This window comes from Micromonospora sp. NPDC023644, from assembly GCF_040640115.1.
Taxonomy (GTDB): Bacteria; Actinomycetota; Actinomycetes; order Mycobacteriales; family Micromonosporaceae; genus Micromonospora.
The window spans coordinates 1-16072 of record NZ_JBFABA010000023.1 but is presented as its reverse complement, the minus strand read 5'-3'; the positions used below and the strand labels follow the sequence as shown (position 1 = coordinate 16072).

The 16072-nt window shown below is 76.0% G+C and carries 11 protein-coding genes; 3 read left to right on the top strand and 8 right to left on the bottom strand.

Annotation, left to right across the window (positions count from 1 at the left end; genetic code table 11):
• Positions 1 to 84: 84 nt before the first annotated feature.
• The 6 genes from AB0G08_RS18005 to AB0G08_RS17980 all read right to left on the bottom strand — a co-directional run bounded on the left by AB0G08_RS18005 (position 85) and on the right by AB0G08_RS17980 (position 7198).
• Positions 85 to 1533: an alpha-amylase family protein gene (locus AB0G08_RS18005; protein WP_358088889.1), complete on the bottom strand. Its 1449-nt coding sequence runs from the start codon at positions 1531 to 1533 to the stop codon at positions 85 to 87.
• Between the two features lie 236 nt (positions 1534 to 1769).
• Positions 1770 to 3053 (bottom strand): serine--tRNA ligase, encoded by a 1284-nt coding sequence (gene serS, locus AB0G08_RS18000; RefSeq protein ID WP_358088887.1) that lies wholly within the window; start codon positions 3051 to 3053, stop codon positions 1770 to 1772.
• A 154-nt stretch (positions 3054 to 3207) separates the two neighbouring features.
• Positions 3208 to 4284, bottom strand: a complete 1077-nt coding sequence (locus AB0G08_RS17995) for a MerR family transcriptional regulator (RefSeq protein WP_358089029.1) — start codon at positions 4282 to 4284, stop codon at positions 3208 to 3210.
• Positions 4285 to 4356: 72 nt separating this feature from the next.
• Entirely contained in the window at positions 4357 to 5538 is a 1182-nt protein-coding gene (locus AB0G08_RS17990; RefSeq protein ID WP_358088884.1) for a saccharopine dehydrogenase NADP-binding domain-containing protein, read from the bottom strand.
• A 44-nt stretch (positions 5539 to 5582) separates the two neighbouring features.
• Entirely contained in the window at positions 5583 to 6761 is a 1179-nt protein-coding gene (locus AB0G08_RS17985; protein ID WP_358088881.1) for an alcohol dehydrogenase catalytic domain-containing protein, read from the bottom strand.
• Positions 6758 to 7198, bottom strand: a complete 441-nt coding sequence (locus tag AB0G08_RS17980) for a hypothetical protein (RefSeq protein WP_358088878.1) — start codon at positions 7196 to 7198, stop codon at positions 6758 to 6760. Before AB0G08_RS17980 ends, AB0G08_RS17985 begins: the two co-directional genes overlap by 4 nt.
• Positions 7199 to 7407: 209 nt before the next feature.
• Between AB0G08_RS17980 and AB0G08_RS17975 the strand changes: the two genes are divergently transcribed.
• Positions 7408 to 10473 carry a LuxR C-terminal-related transcriptional regulator gene (locus AB0G08_RS17975; RefSeq protein ID WP_358088875.1) on the top strand — a complete coding sequence of 1022 codons (3066 nt, stop codon included), beginning with the start codon at positions 7408 to 7410 and terminating at the stop codon, positions 10471 to 10473.
• A gap of 183 nt (positions 10474 to 10656) precedes the next feature.
• Here the strand turns inward: AB0G08_RS17975 and AB0G08_RS17970 are convergent, their stop codons facing one another.
• Both AB0G08_RS17970 and AB0G08_RS17965 read right to left on the bottom strand, forming a co-directional pair.
• Positions 10657 to 11202: a DsbA family protein gene (locus AB0G08_RS17970; RefSeq protein WP_358088872.1), complete on the bottom strand. Its 546-nt coding sequence runs from the start codon at positions 11200 to 11202 to the stop codon at positions 10657 to 10659.
• A gap of 110 nt (positions 11203 to 11312) precedes the next feature.
• Positions 11313 to 11999, bottom strand: coding sequence for a BON domain-containing protein (locus AB0G08_RS17965; protein WP_358088869.1), 687 nt, complete (start codon positions 11997 to 11999; stop codon positions 11313 to 11315).
• Between the two features lie 279 nt (positions 12000 to 12278).
• Here AB0G08_RS17965 and AB0G08_RS17960 point away from each other — a divergent pair, with 279 nt between their 5' ends.
• Together AB0G08_RS17960 and AB0G08_RS17955 are read left to right on the top strand one after the other, a co-directional pair.
• Complete coding sequence (locus AB0G08_RS17960) at positions 12279 to 15038, top strand: cellulose binding domain-containing protein (RefSeq protein ID WP_358088866.1); 2760 nt, start codon at positions 12279 to 12281, stop codon at positions 15036 to 15038.
• Positions 15039 to 15196: 158 nt separating this feature from the next.
• Complete coding sequence (locus tag AB0G08_RS17955; RefSeq protein WP_358088863.1) at positions 15197 to 15835, top strand: maleylpyruvate isomerase N-terminal domain-containing protein; 639 nt, start codon at positions 15197 to 15199, stop codon at positions 15833 to 15835.
• The last annotated feature ends 237 nt before the right edge of the window (positions 15836 to 16072 follow it).

Below are 16072 nucleotides of genomic sequence, written 5' to 3'. Positions count from 1 at the left end.
CCCCTGGCCGGAATGTCGGCCGGGGGCGGGGTCCGCGCCGGTGGGAACCGCCAGCCGGGGCGGGGTCCGCGCCGGTGGGGACCGTCAGCTCAGCCGGGCGCCCGCGTGGATGGCGATCGCGTCGTGGGCGGGCACGCTCGCGGCGAACCAGCCGTTGCCGTCCACGGTGATCACCGGCCCGCTGCACGTGCCGTTGCTGAAGGTGCCGTGGATGACGTCGCAGTAGCGGCCGGCCGGCAGGCCGGTCTGGTACGACCGACCGGTGACCGCGTGGTCCTCGTCGTTGATCGTGACGTAGCCCTTGCCGGCCCGGCCGAAGGCGATGTGGTTGTTGCCGTTGTCGTACCAGTTGACGACGCCGGCGCCTTCGGTGGCGTTGCGGAAGCCGACCATGTTGGCGACGACCGGCCAGCGGTGCTCGCACTCCCAGCCGGAGTAGCACGTGACGTCCAGGGTCCTGCCGGAGGCGTCCGAGGGCGGGCCCTGGTCGCGCTGGCTGAACGTGTAGCTCGACATGACGGTCGGGGAGCCGTACGGCCAGGCGAGCATGAACGCGTTGGCCAGCGCGTAGATGCCCCGGTCGCGGTACGTCAGCACCCCGCCGACGTCGCGCTGGGTGTCGTGGTTGTCCACGAAGACGGCCGCGGAGGCGCTGGGCAGGTGCCCCCAGCCCTCGCCGAAGTTGCGCAGGTAGGCGAGCCGCTCGGAGCGGAAGACCCGGGCCAGGTCCTTGCCGTAGCGGAACTCGTGCACGTCGCCGTTGCCGGTGTACTCGCCCGGCTGGATCGGCTCCCCGGCGCCGTGGATCACCTCCTGCACGATGTACGCCGAGCGGGACAGCTTGCCCTTGATGGCGGCGATGTCGGCGGCCGGCATGTGCTTGCTGGCGTCCATCCGGAAGCCGTCGACGCCCAGCGAGAGCAGGTCGTTGAGGTAGCCGGCGATCCTCGTCCGGACGTAGTCCGACTCGGTCTTCAGGTCGGCGAGGTTGACCAGCTCGCAGTTCTGCACCTCCCACCGGTCGTTGTAGTTGGCGATGTCGTCGCCGCCGTTGCGACCGCAGTGGTGGAAGTCCTGCGTCTGGTAGATCCCCGGGTAGTCGTAGTGCCCGTACGTCGAGCCGGCCCAGCCGGTGCCGCCGTTGTCCTGCCCGGACATGTGGTTGACGACCGCGTCGACGACCACCTTCACCCCGGCCGCGTGGCAGCTGTCGACCATGGACTTGAACTGGGCGCGGGTCCCCTTGCGGGACTCGATGCGGTAGCTGACCGGCTGGTACGCCAGCCACCACTGCGAGCCCCGGACGTGCTCCTGGGGCGGCGAGACCTGCACCCAGCCGTAGCCCTTCGGGCCGAGGGTGGTGCGGCACTCGGTGGCCACCGAGGACCAGTTCCACTCGAAGAGGTTGGCGATGACCTTCCTGGTGCCCGCGGGGGCCGCGGCGGCCGGGGGCGCCGTCGTGGCGGTGGGGGCGATCAGGGCGGCGATCGCGCCGAGGGCGACGATCGCCGACAACCGTCGACGTCTCTGCATGGGAGGACTCCTGACGGGGGCGGGGGACGGGGCGGTGGCGAGGCCGGGGGGAGCCCCGGCGGTGCCGGGATCTTGCAATGCGGCTTGAAAATTTCCGAAAGGTTACAAGCGCATTGCAAGCGCTGTCAATGGATGGGCATGTGTGGATGCGTCGACCTGCCCCTGGAACGGACGAAACGCCGCGCGCCCGTGTCGAAAGAACTCGACACGGGCGCGCGGGGAAGGGACCGGGACGGTCAGCGGGGGGTCAGGCGGTCGGTGCCCAGGCGGGCCTGGAGCACCTCGGGGACCAGCACCGAGCCGTCGGGCTGCTGGAACTGCTCCAGGATGGCCGGGAAGAGCCGGCTGGTGGCCAGCGCCGACCCGTTGAGGGTGTGCACGAAGCGGGTCTGCTTGCCGCCCGGCTCTCGGTAGCGGATGGCCGCCCGGCGCGCCTGGTAGTCGCCGGCCCAGGAGACCGACGACACCTCCTTGTACTTGCCGGTGCTCGGCATCCACACCTCGATGTCGAGGGTCTTCTTCATCGACGCGCTGGCGTCGCCGGCCGAGAGCAGGGTGCGCTGGTAGTGCAGGCCCAGCTTCTCGACCAGGCTCTCCGCGTGCCGGAGCATCTCCTCCAGCGCGGCGTCGGCCTGGTCCGGCAGGCAGAACTGGAAGATCTCCACCTTGTTGAACTGGTGGCCCCGCACGGTGCCCCGCTCGTCGGAGTGCGAGCCGGCCGCCTCGCGCCGGTAGCAGGGGGTGTACGCGAACGCCTTCAGCGGCAGCTTCGCGGTCTCCAGGATCTCGTCCTGGTACGCCCCGAGGATCGCCGTCTCCGAGGTGGGCAGCAGGAACTGGCCGCGTGGGGCGGACTCCCGGTCCAGGTGGTAGACGTCGTCGTAGAACTTCGGGAACTGCCCGGCGGCGAACCCGGCGGTGTCCAGCAGCAGGTGCGGCGGGAGCAGGAACTCGTAGCCGGCGCTGATGTGCTCGTCGACGAAGAAGTTCAGCAGCGCCCACTCCAGCCGGGCGCCCATGCCGGTGTACATCCAGAAGCCGGAGCCGCCGAGCTTGACCCCGCGCTCGTGGTCGACCAGGCCCAGCATCCGGCTCAGCTCGACGTGGTCGCGGACCTTCTCGATCGCCGGCGGCTCGCCGAAGGTCCGGACGACCCGGTTGGCCTCCTTGCCGCCCGGCACCACGTCGTCGGCGGGGAGGTTGGGCAGCTCGCTCATCACGCCGCGCAGCCGGGACTGCACCTCGTCCAGCTCGGACTCCAGCTCGGCGAGCTGCTTGCGGCCCGCCTCCGGCGCGGAGACCTCCGGCTCGGTGCCGGCGCGCTTCGCCGCCGCGTAGGCGCGCGCCTCGGCCTTGCGGCGCTGCCGCTCGCCGTCGATGCCACTGATCAGGGCGCGGCGTTCCTGGTCGAGCCGCTGGATCTCGTCCAGGGCCCGGTTGACCTCGGCGGGATCCAGTCGCTTCGCCAGCGCGGTCGCCACCGCCTCGCGATCCTTCCGGATCAACTCCATGTCGAGCATGCTGCTCCGTACGCTCCGTCCGGACGTCGGGTGGACCCACCGATGCTACCGTCGCGGCCCGGTCGCGCCCCGGCCCGGGCTCGACGACCCCGCGCGGGCGGCGTCGCGCCCCCGCAGCGCCGGCCGGCGCGGCGGGTCGGGGCGGGCGTGGCGGTCAGAGCCGGATGGGCATCAGGACGGAGAACGCGTCGACGTCGTCCGGCCGGCGCACCGCCAGCGGGGCGATCGGGCCGTCCAGCTCCAGCAGCAGCTGGCCCCGGCCGGCCGCGGCCAGGGCCTGGAGCAGGTAGCCACCGTTGACCCCGACCCGGAACGCGTCCTCCTCCCCGGTCAGCTCGTCCGCCCCGAGCAGCCGTACCCCGCCCCGGCCGTCCGGGCCGAGCACGGTCACCGCGAGCGGGGCGCCGTCGTGCCGCCGGGTGACCACGGGGGCGTCGGCGCTGGCCAGGGCCGCCCGCAGGGCGTCGGCGTCGACCGTCAGCCGGTGCGCCGGCCCGTCGTCGCCCGCCGGGCGGAGCAGGCGGCGGTGGTCCGGGAAGTCGTACGGCAGGGCGGCGGCGTCGACCGTGCGGCCGGCGACGGAGATCGCGATGGAGTCGCCGGCCACCGTCAGCCGGGCCTCGCCGGTGCCGCCCGCGCCGGTGTCGAGCAGGGCCCGCACCTCGTCGACGAAGGCGACCGGGGCGAGCACCCGCACCGCCGGCCCGTCGACCCGGGCGTCCGCCCGCGCGACGGCCAGCCGGTGCCGGTCGGTCGCCACCAGCCGTACGCCGTCGGGGTCGGACTCGAACAGCACGCCGCCCAGCACCGGCAGCTCGGGATCGGCGCCGACGGCGAAGCGGACCGCGTCCACGGCGGCGGCCAGGTCGACGCGGGACAGGACGAGACTGGTGGTCACCATGGGCTCCTCGGCATCGATCAGCGTACGGATCCGGGAGAGCTCGCGGCGGGCGTCGGCGAGGCCCTCCTCCAGCCGGCGCAGGTGCGCGTCGAGCAGGCGGTGCACCTGCGCCGGCTCGGACCGCAGCGCGGCGGCGATCTCGGCGACCGGCATGCCGACCCGGCGCAGCCCGGCCACCAGCCGGGCGGGCGCCACCTGGTCGCCCGTGTACCAGCGGTAGCCGGTCGCCGGGTCGACCAGGGCCGGGGCCAGCACCCCGGCGGAGTCGTAGAACCGCAGGGCGCTGACGGTCAGCCCGCTGGCCCGGGCCAGCTCGCCGATGCTGCGCAGGTCGCTCTCCACGGCGCCGATCCTGTCGTCTCAACCTGGTCGAGGGTCAACCCGCCCGCCGGCGGGCGACGGTCAGCGCGGCGTGTCCAGCACCCGGAAGGTCATCCCCGCCCGCACCAGCCGGTCCAGCAGCGCGTCGCCCATCGCGGTCACCGGGGTGACCTGACCGGCGGTGGCCGGCAGGTCGTCGCCGGCCAGGCAGAGCGCCGACTCGGCGAGCATCTTCGCCGTCTCGTCGTAGCCGGGGTCGCCGCCGGCCACCTCGGTGAGCACCCGCCGCCCGCCGCCCGTGCCGGCGAACCGGACCCGGAACCAGGACTTCGCCCGCTGCTGCGGCGTCGGCCCCTGTCCGGTGGCGAGCCGGCCGAGCAGCCAGCGCCGGGTCGGCGGCAGCTTCACCAGGGCCACCAGCCCGCCCAGCCCGACCCCGCCCGCCAGCACCGTGGGCAGCCGCTTCACGGCGGCGAAGTGCCGGTAGCGGAAGTCGGGTCCGTACTCCGGCCGGGCGGCGGCCGAGCGGCGGACCACCTGCGGGTCGATGGTCGGCAGCGGCACGATCCACATGCCCAGCTCCTTCGAGCGGGCGAGGCGGCCGGGCACCGCGCGGACCCGCCGCCCGGTCGGTCGCGGCTCGACCTGCCGCCGCTCGCGGGCCGCCCGGGACGCCTGCGCCGTGCGGGAGAAGGCGGTGAGCGCCGAGTGGTACGTGCCGGCGGAGAACCGCCCGCCCGCCCGGACGAAGCCGTCGACGGTGATCGGCACGTCGTCCGGCAGGTGCTTGAGCGTGAACCAGACGCCCAGGTCGTGCGGGATCGAGTCGAACCCGCAGGCGTGCACCAGCCGCGCCCCGGTGCGCTCGGCCTCGGCGTGGTGGCGCACGTACATCTGGTCGACGAACTCGGGCTCGCCGGTGATGTCCAGGTAGTCGGTCCCGGCGCGCGCGCAGGCCGCGACCAGCGGCTCCCCGTGGTGCACGTACGGGCCGACGGTGGTGGCCACCACGCGGGCGCTCCCGGCGACCGCCCGCAGCGACTCCGCATCGGTGACGTCGGCGGTGAGCAGGGGCAGCCCGGCCAGCGCCGGATCGATCGCGGCCAGCCGGTCCCGGACGGCGGCCAGCTTGCCGGGGTTGCGTCCCGCGAGCGCCCACCGCAGCCCGGGCGGGGCGTTGCGGGCCAGGTACTCGGCGGTCAGCCCCCCGGTGAAGCCGGTGGCCCCGAAGAGGACGACGTCGTACGTCCGCTGCTCACGCATCCGCCGAGTCTGTCACCCGGCGGGGCAGGCCGCAGCGTTCCGCCTCAGCCACCGGCGGGCGGGAGATCGGGGCTGAGCACGGCGCGGACGCAGCCGTCGGCCCGGTCCCGGAACAGCGCGTACCCCTCCGCGCCGCGCTCCAGCGGCAGCCGGTGGGTGGCCAGGTGCTCGGTACGCAGCTCGTCGCGGGCCATCCGCTCCAGCAGCATCGGGATGTAGCGCTGCCCGTGCTGCCGTGCGCCCCGCACCGTGAGCCCCTTGTTGGTCACCGCCCCGAGCGGGAAGGTGTCGACGAAGCCGGTGAACTCGCCGAGCAGGAAGACCGAACCGCCCTTGCGACAGGCGTGCACGGCCTCGCGTACGGCGGCGGGTCGCTCGGCGCCGCCGGTGAACCGGTCGGCCAGCGACCGGGGGCCGTGCCCGTTCCAGGCCGCCCCGACCGCCTCGACGCACACGTCCGGGCCCCGGCCGCCGGAGCGCTCGCGCAGCTCGGCGGTGACGTCGGCGAGCCGGTGGTCGATCGTCTCCGCGCCGGCGTGCCGCTCGGCCATCCGCAGCCGCTCCTCCTCGGCGTCGACGACGATGACCCGCTCCGCGCCGAGCAGCCGCGCGGCCCGCGCCGCGAGCTGCCCGACGGCGCCCGCCCCCCAGACCGCCACCACGTCGCCGGGGCGCACCTGGCCGAGGTCCGCGCCCATCCAGCCGGCCGGCGCGGCGTCGGAGGCGAACAACGCGCGGTCGTCGCTGACCGGCTCCGGCACGGTGAACGCGCCGACGTCCGCGTACGGCACCCGGACGTACTCCGCGTGGCTGCCGGCGAAGCCGCCCAGCGCCCGGGGCTGGCCGAACGCGCCCCCGGTGGGGTGGCCCCAGGCCGCCTCGGCGACGGCCGGGTCGGCGCTGCCGTTGTCGCAGCAGGAGGGCAGGTCGCGCCGGCAGTACCAGCAGTTGCCGCAGGCCACCGTCGAGCAGACCACCACCCGGTCGCCGACCCGGTGCCGGCGTACCTCCGGCCCGACCTCGACCACCTCGCCGAGGAACTCGTGCCCGAGCACGTCGCCGACGGCGAGGAAGGGCACCCGCCCGGCCAGCAGCGGCAGGTCGCCGCCGCAGGTGGCGCTCTGCCGGACCCGGACGATGGCGTCGTGGCCGTTGCGCAGCTCCGGGTCGGGCACCTGCCGTACCGCCAGCTCGCCCGCCCCCACCCAGCACAGCGCCCTCATCGCGGCGGTCCCGCCGGACGGTCGGCCGGCCAGCGGTCCGCGCGGAGCACCTCGCCGGTCTCGGCGAGCTGCTTGACCTCCCGCAACGCCCGGCGGACCAGCAGGCCCGGATCGTCGCCGACCAGGTGGGCGGCGAGCCCGGCCGGGGCCGCCGCGCCGGGCAGCGGCCGGGCGGCCAGCTCCGTGCCCCGGCACCCGGGGGCCGGCCGCAGTTCGACCTGCACCGCGCCGCCGAGCCGGCGCAGGGGCTCCGGCCAGCGGCCGCCGGGCAGCACCTCGCCGGGCGCGCGGTCGACGGTCACCACCTGCCAGCGCCCGGGCCGCGGATCGGCGCCGGCCGCGCGGGGCCAGGCCGACCCGCGCCGGCGTACGCCCAGCGCCCGGCCCGCCGCCGCGAGGGCGAGCGCCGCCCCGGCCGTCCCCGCGAGGCGTCCCATCCGTCCCCGCCCGTTCACCTCGGCCCGCCTCCCGTCCCCTCCCGACGCCGCCCGCGCACCGGTGCGCGCGGCCGGTCGCCCGCGTACGACCAGGGTCGCCCGGGGCGGGGTGAAGCCGGGTCCCCCCGAAGGGGTGAACGGGGCCGCGCCGGGTAACCGCCGCCCGCGGGACCTGGGGGAGTGGACGCATCGGTGGAGGGCGGGGCCGGATGCCGGAGGACGTACGGGACAGGGGAGTCGTCACGGTCGCGCGCGAGCCGGCCGGTGCGCCGCTGCTGGCGTCCCGGCTGTGCCCCGCCCCACCGCCGCAACCGCTGGTGCTGCGGCCCCGGCTGCTGCGGGCGCTGGACGAGGGGACCGCCGGGCCGGTCACCCTGGTCCGTGCCCCGGCGGGGTGGGGAAAGACGACGCTGCTCGCCTCCTGGTTCCGGGCCGCCGGCGAGGCCGGCGCGCACCGGGGCCGGGTCGGGGAGGGGCCGGTGACCGCCGCCGCCGAGGGGCCCCGGGGCGACGGGCCGCCCGGGGCCGCTCCCGGCGACTTCGGCGCGGCGGCGGGCGCCCCGGCGGAACCAGACCGGCCCCGGGCGGCCTGGGTCTCGGTGGAGGCCGGCGACGACGGGGACCGGCTCTGGTCCTACCTGGCGGCGGCGCTGCGCGCGGCCACGGATCCCGCCGACGACGTGCCGGGCCCACCCGTGCCCGACCGGCCGCCCCGCCCCGACCAGTTGGAGGTGCTGGCCGCGGCCCTCGCCGCCCGGGAACGGCCGGTCCTGCTGGTCCTGGACGACCTGCACCGGATCACCGATCCGGAGGCGCTGACCGGGCTGGAGTTCCTGCTGCGCCACGCCGAGCAGCGGCTACGGCTGGTGGTCGGCGCCCGCGCCGGGATGCCGCTGGCCGTGCACCGGCTGCGGCTGGCCGGGGAGCTGACCGAGGTCGGCCCCGACGAGCTGGCCTTCAGCGGCGACGAGGTCGCCGACCTGCTGACCGCGCACGGGGTGGCGCTGCCGGCGGCCGGGGTGCGTCGGCTGCGGGAACGCACCGGCGGCTGGCCGGCGGCCCTCCGCTTCGCCGCGCTGGCGCTGCGCGGGCAGCCGGACCCGGCCCGCTGGGCCGAGCAGTTCGGCGGCGACCAGCCGGACGTGGCCGGCTACCTGCGCGAGGAGGTGCTCGCCGGGCTCGACCCGGACGCGCGGGACGTGCTGCGCCGCTCCGCCGTCGCCGACGCGGTCTGCGCCGGCCTCGCCGACGCACTCACCGGTCGGACCGACGCCGAGCAGGCGCTGGCCGCCCTGGCCGGCGACGGCGGGCTGCTGCGCCGCGACGACAGCCGCCCGCCCTGGTACCGGTGCCCCCCGCTCCTGGCCGACCTGCTGCACGCCGAGCTGGGCCGGCTGCCCGCCGACGAGCTGCGCGACCTGCACCTGCGCGCGGCCGGCTGGTACGCCGGCAACGGGCGACCCGCCGAGGGGCTGCGGCACGCGCTGGCCGGCGGCGACCACGACCGGGCCACCGCGCTCTTCGTGGCCCGCTGGCCGGAGCTGGTCCCGTACGACCGGGAGGCCCCCACCGGCCGGGCGCCCGCGCCCCCGCCGCCGGAGGCCGTGCGCCGCGATCCGGAACTCGGGCTGGCCTGCGCCGCCGAGCGGGCCCGCGCCGGCGACGCCACCGCCGCCGGCGAGCACCTGCGCGGCGCGGTCGAGGCCGCCCGGACGCTGCCGGCGCCGCGCCGGGACCGCTTCCGGCGGCTGGTCACCGCGCTGGAGCTCACCCTGGCCCGGCTGGCCGGCGACCCCGAAGCGGTACGCGCCGCCGCCGCCCGGCTGCTCGCCACCCGCCCCGCGCCGTCCGTAGCTGCCCCGGCGGGAGCGTCCCCCTCTCCGGCGTCGGCGGGCGCGTCCCCCGCGTCGGCGGGAGGGCCCCCGTCAGCGGCGTCGGCGGAAGCGTCCCCGTCAGCGGTGTCGTCCGCGCCGGCCCCGTCCCCGGCGATCGGCGGGCCCGCGGGGCACCCGGCGCCGCCGGGCGGCACCGTCGACGGGCTGCTCGCCGGGCCGGTGGCGGCCGAACCGCGGGGCGCCGGCGCCGAGGACGCCGACGTGCGGGCCGTGGCCGGCACCGCGCTGGGCCTGGCCGACCTGGCGGACGGGGACCTGCCCGCCGCCGGCCTCGCTCTCGCCCGGTCGCTGTCGGCGGCCCGGGAGGCCGGCCGGCCGCGTACGGAGCTGGTCTGCGCCAGCCGGGCCGCCCTGCTGCACGCCGTCCGGGGCGAGCTGCGGGCCGCCGAGGCCCTCGCCCGCGACGCCCTCGCCATGCCGCCCTGCCACGGGTGGTCCTGCCGGGAGGACTGCGCCCACGCGTACCTGGCGCTGGCCCTGGTCGCGCTGCACCGGGACCAGCCCGAGGAGGCGGAGGCGAACCTGGCGCTGGCCGCGCCGGCCACCGGTGAGCCCGTGGTGGGGGCGGTGGCGGCGCTGTGCCGGGCTTACCTGCTGCGGGACGCCGGTGACCTGCCCGAGGGGCACCGGGTGCTGGCCGCAGCGCGGGAGCGGCTGGCCGACCGGCCCCGGGCCGGCGAGCTGACGCACTGGCTGCTGGCCGCCGAGGCGGACGTGCGTGGGGCACGGGGCGACCTGGGGGCCGCCCGGGACCTGCTCGCCGACCGGGTACGCGACGGGGCCGCCCCGCCGCTGGCCGTCGCGCTCGCCCGGGTGGAGCTGCGCGCCGGCGACCCGCGCGCCGCCGGGTACGCGCTGCCGGACTGGGAGTCGCCGGAGGCGGCCGGCTGGCCGCTGCCCGTACGCCTGGACGCCGCCGTGCTGGACGCGGTGCTGACCGGGCGCGCGGGCGACGAGCGGCGGGCCGGACGGGTGCTGGAGCGGGCCCTGGACCTGGCCGGGCCGGAGGGGTTCCGGCGGGCGTTCACCCGCGCCGAGCCCGGGGTCCGCGACCTGCTCGCCGCGCACCTGGATGCCGGCACGGCGCACTGGCCGACGGTCAGCGACCTGGTCCGGGGCGCCGACGCGCCGCCCGAGCGGGCCCCGGCGGAGCGGGGCAGGGCGGAGCGGGGCAGGGCGGCGCTGGACGAGCCGCTGACCGAGCGGGAGCTGACCATCCTGCGCTACCTGCAGAGCATCCTGTCCAACGTGGAGATCGCGGCCGAGCTCTCCCTGTCGGTCAACACGGTCAAGACCCACGTGCGCAACATCTACCGCAAGCTCGACGCCACCCGCCGCCGCGAGGCCGTCCGCCGAGCCCGCGACCTCCACCTGATCTGACCCACCCTCCGCCCACACCGCCCACCCCGCCCCTCCAGCCGCGTCGATCATGCAGTTGTGGTGGGCGTTCTGCCCTCCGAAGCCCCATTTGCGGGGCACCAGAACTGCATGATCGACCGGGGCGGGGCGGGCGGGGTGCGCAGGGCAGGCAGGGCGGGCGGGCGCGGCGGGGGACGCGTGTCGTCAGGGGGTGGCGGCGTCGACGGCCGCCAGGAGGTCTGCGACGTCGTAGTCCCCGTCGTGGCGGACGCCGTTGACGAACAGCGTCGGGGTCGCCTGGACGCCGCTGCGGATGCCGCCCACGAAGTCCCGCCGCACCCGGTCGCCGTGCGCCTGCCGCTTCACCTCCGCGGCGACCTCGTCGGCCGGCAGCCCGAGCTGCTCCATGCCGAGCGACAGGTGCACGGGGTCGAGCTGGTCCTGGTGCTCGTAGAGCCAGTCGTGCATCGCCCAGAACTGTCCGCGCCGGCCGGCCGCCTCGGTCGACTCGGCGGCCTGCTCCGCGTACGGGTGCATGTTGGTGATCGGGAAGTGCCGGTACACCAGCCGCACCGTGTCGGCCCGCTGCCGCAGCAGCTCCCGCAGGTTCGCGTACGCGGCCCCGCAGAACCGGCACTGGAAGTCGGCGTACTCGACGATCGTCACCGGCGCGTCCACCGGCCCGCGGACGTGGTCGTGCCCGGTCACCGGGGTCCGCAGGCGGGCGGTGACCTGCAGTGGGGTCGTCATCGGGCGGTCACCTCAGTCATGCCTCCCAGCCTTCTCCGCGACGGGGTGAGGGTGGCTCACCCCGCCCGGGTGGTTCCGTGCCCGGCTCGGCGGGCGGTCGCGCGCCCGGCTCAGCCCAGCACCGGGGCGACCGCGATGTGGTTCTGCACCTCGCGGATGCCCGGCGCGCACCAGACGGTCCGCTCCACCTCGGCCCGCTCCGGCATCGAGTGGACCAGCCCGCCGAGCACCACCGTGTCGCCGTGCACCCGGACGGTGATCCGCTCCGCCGCGGTGGCCCGGTTGCGGGCCAGCGCGTCGACGATCCGGTCGGCCAGGGCGTGTCCGTCCGGCCGGACGTGGGGGCGGACGGTGATGCCGTTGCTGACCCCGCGTACGCCGGTGAGCCGGGCCACGGCGCGTTCGGCGGCGCGGCGCTGGTACTCCCAGTCCACCTCGCCGTGCAGTGTGACCCAGCCGTGCGAGACGGTCACGTCGAGCTGCTCCAGGGGGACGAACGCGTCCCACTCCAGCGCGTGCCCGGCCGCGGCGGCGATGTCCGGGTCGGCGCGCTCGGCGCCGGTGCCGAGGCGTACCGCCAGGTCGTTGGCGACCGCCCGGACGCGGGCCACCCGGTGCGTCGCCCGCTCGGCGGCCCACTTCTTGGCGTAGCTGTCCACCCGGCCCGTCAGGGTGACCACGCCCTCGGCGACGGTCACGCCGATCTCGTGCGGGCGCACCCGGGGTTCCCAGGCGAGCTCGTCGAGGACGGCCGACTGGATCTCCTGGTCGCTGCGGCTGATCGTCTCGATGGCCATCTGTCACTCCTCACGGGATAGCTGCCGGTGCGTACGGATCCGCCGGGACCGATCCTGGCGCGGGCCGGGGTGAGGGTCCCTCACCCGTCCCGGGTGGCTTCTGGGAGCGCTTCCATGATCCCGGTCGGATCGGCTAGGGTGAGCCCGTTCCTCGGGTGCGGGAGCCGTCGCGCCGATGACCGGAGCCAGGGCAGCTCCGGCGCGATTCCGCACGTCCCCGTTGCCGGGCGTGGCCGTCACCACGTCCGCTCCCGGCGTCTCACCCGGAAGGAACCGCAGATGCGGAGAAGTTACGTCGGCGCGGTCGTGTCCGCGCTGGTCGTCGCCGCCGCCGTCGTGGCGGCACCGTTCACCGCGGCCGGCGCGCCCACCGCCGCCGCAGCCGCCGCCGAGCCGTACACCTGGAAGAACGTCCGGATCGACGGCGGCGGCTTCGTCCCCGGCATCGTCTTCAACCCCACCGAGAAGAACCTGGTCTACGCCCGCACGGACATCGGCGGCATGTACCGGTGGGAGCAGGCCACCCAGTCCTGGACGCCGCTGCTGGACTGGGTCGGCGCCGACAAGTGGGGCTGGAACGGCGTGGTCAGCGTCGCCACGGACCCGGTGCAGACCAACCGGGTGTACGCGGCCGTCGGGATGTACACCAACGACTGGGACCCGAACAACGGCGCCATCATCCGCTCGACCGACAAGGGCGCCACCTGGCAGGTCACCGAGCTGCCGTTCAAGAACGGCGGGAACATGCCCGGCCGGGGCATGGGCGAGCGGCTCGCCGTCGACCCCAACAAGAACAGCATCCTGTACTACGGCGCCGAGGGCGGCAACGGCCTGTGGCGCAGCACCGACTTCGGGGCGACCTGGGCCAAGGTGGCCAACTTCCCCAACGTCGGCAACTACCGGGCCGACCCCAGCGACCCGAACGGCTACAACGGCCAGAACCAGGGCCTGACCTGGGTCAGCTTCGACAAGAGCACGGGTACGGCCGGCAACGCCACGCAGACCGTCTACGTCGGCGTGGCCGACAAGGAGAACCCGGTCTACCGCAGCACGAACGGCGGGGCCAGCTGGGAGCGGATCGCAGGGCAGCCGACCGGCTACCTGGCGCATAAGGGCGTCGTCGACCCGGTGGGCGGCTTCCTCTACATCGCCACCAGCGACACCGGCGGCCCGTACGACGGCGGCAAGGGCGACGTCTGGAAGTTCCATCGCGCCACCGGCGCGTGGACGCGGATCAGCCCGGTCCCCTCCACCAGCACCGACGCGTACTTCGGCTACAGCGGCCTCACCATCGACCGGCAGCAGCCGAACACCCTGATGGTGGCCACCCAGATCTCGTGGTGGCCGGACGCGATCTTCTGGCGCAGCACCGACGGCGGCGCCACCTGGACCCGGATCTGGGAGTTCAGCAGCTATCCGAACAAGACCAGGCGCTACACCATGGACGTCAGCTCGGTGCCGTGGCTGACCTTCGGCAGCAACCCCGCCCCGCCGGAGGAGACCCCGAAGCTCGGCTGGATGAACGAGTCGGTCGAGATCGACCCGCACGACAGCAACCGCTTCATGTACGGCACCGGCGCCACCATCTACGGCAGCACCGACCTCACCAAGTGGGACACCGGCGGCCAGTTCACCATCAGGCCGATGGTGAAGGGCCTGGAGGAGACCGCGGTGCTCGACCTGGTCAGCCCGCCCTCCGGGGCGCCGCTGGTCAGCGCGCTCGGCGACATCGGCGGCTTCCGGCACACCGACCTGGGCGCCGTGCCGCCGATGATGTTCACCCAACCGAACTTCACCAGCACGACCAGCCTGGACTACGCCGAGACGAAGCCGAGCGTGATGGTGCGGGCCGGCAACTTCGCCGACGCGGACCGCCCCAACGACAGCCACGTCGCGTTCTCCACCGACGGCGGGGTGAACTGGTTCCAGGGCACCGAACCGTCCGGCGTCAACAGCGGCGGCACGGTCGCCGCGTCGGCCGACGGCAGCCGGTTCGTCTGGGCGCCGGGCGACGCCGGCCAGCAGGTGGTGCACTCGGTCGGGTTCGGCACCTCGTGGGCCGCGTCGACGGGCATCCCCGCCAACGCGACGATCGAGTCCGACCGCGTCGACCCGAACAAGTTCTACGGCTTCAGTGGCGGCAAGCTCTACGTCAGCACCAACGGCGGGGCGAGCTTCACGGCCTCGGCCGCCGCCGGCCTGCCCGCCACGGGCAACGTCAAGTTCAAGGCGCTGCCCGGCAGGGATGGCGAGCTGTGGCTGGCCGGCGAGGGCGGGCTGTGGCGCTCGACCGACTCCGGGGCCACCTTCGCCAAGCTGGCGGCGGTGAGCACGGCCGGCAACGTCGGCTTCGGCAAGGCCGCGCCCGGCCGGACGTACCCGGCGCTGTACCTGTTCGGCACCGTCGACGGTCGGCCCGGCGTGCACCGCTCGGACGACACCGGCGCGACCTGGGTGCGGATCAACGACGACCAGCACCAGTACGGCAACGCGGGCGAGGCCCTGACCGGCGACCCCCGGGTCTACGGCCGGGTCTACCTCGGCACCAACGGCCGCGGCATCCTGGTGGCGGACCGGCTCGGCGGCACGCCCGACCCGACACCGACCACCTCCACCCCGCCGCCGACGACCCCGCCCCCCACGACCCCGCCGCCGACGACCCCGTCCCCCACGACCCCGCCGCCGACCACCCCGCCCCCCACGACGCCGCCGCCGACCACCCCGCCGCCGACCGGCGGCTGCACCGCGACGTACCGGGTGACCGGCTCCTGGCAGGGCGGCTTCCAGGGCGAGCTGGTGGTCCGCAACGCAGGCAGCGCGGCGATCGCCGGCTGGACGGTGGGCTGGACCTTCCCCGACGGCCAGAAGATCACCCAGCTCTGGGGCGGCACGCACACCCAGACCGGGGCGACGGTCTCCGTCCGCGACGCCGGCTGGAACGGCGCCCTCGGAGCGGGCGCCACCGCCACCGCCGGCTTCCTCGGCAGTACGACCGGGGCGAACACCGCGCCGGCCACCGTCACCTGCACCGCCCGCTGACCGCCCCGCCCCGCCGACCGCGCACCCCGTTCCGACCAGGGGCGGGACGTGCGCGGTCGGCGGGGCGGCCGGCAGCGCCCGGCACGCATCGACGGGCCTGCATCCCGACGGAGCGCGCCATAGGCTCGGGGGATCGCCCGTCGAAGGAGGGATCCTCCGTGAATCCGATCAGGACGGCCTATCTCACCGCCGCGCGTTCGGCGGTGGACCTGCTCGCCCACCCCGCCGTCGCGACCCGCTGGGACGAACCGAGCGCCCTGCCCGCGTTCGGCGTGGGGGGCCTGGCCGGCCACCTCGCCAGCCAGGTGCTCGGCGTCCCCGCCGTGCTGGCCGCGCCCGTCCCCGCCGGTGACCCCGTGGGGCTGCTCGACCACTACGCGCGCGGCACCTGGCTCGGCGCCCCGGTCGACGCCACGGTCAACGTCGCCATCCGCCGCGCCGGTGACGGCCTCGCCGCCGACGGCCCGGCCGCTCTGGTCGACCGGTGCGCCGCCACGCTGCGCGAGCTGACCGGCGTGCTGCTCTCGGAGCCACCCGAGCGGGTGGTGCACGTGGCCCGTGGCCCGTGGTCGCTCACCCTGGACGACTACCTGGTCACCCGGCTGATGGAACTCGTCGTGCACGCCGACGACCTCGCGGTCAGCGTCGGCGTGCCCACCCCGGAGCTGCCGGCCGAGGCGGTCGAGCCGGTGCTGGCGCTGCTGGTCCGCCTCGCCGCACGCCGGCACGGGCAGCCGGCGGTGCTGCGCGCGCTGAGCCGGGCGGAGCGGGCACCGGCGAGCGTCGCCGCCCTCTGAGGCGGGGCCGCGAGGTGAGGTGCCGCCTCCTGCCGGACGTCACCCCGGACAGGCGCGGGCCCCGGCCGACTCGCCGTCGGCCGGGGCCCGTTCGCCGCGAGCGTGTGCCGGGCCGGTCAGCCGTCGAGGCCGACCGGGGAGTTGGGGCGGTCGACGTCGACGAACTCGATGTCGTCCATCGCCCGGTCGCCCCGGCTGCCGGCGGCCCGCGCGGCGGTGCCGGCGGCCCAGCCGATC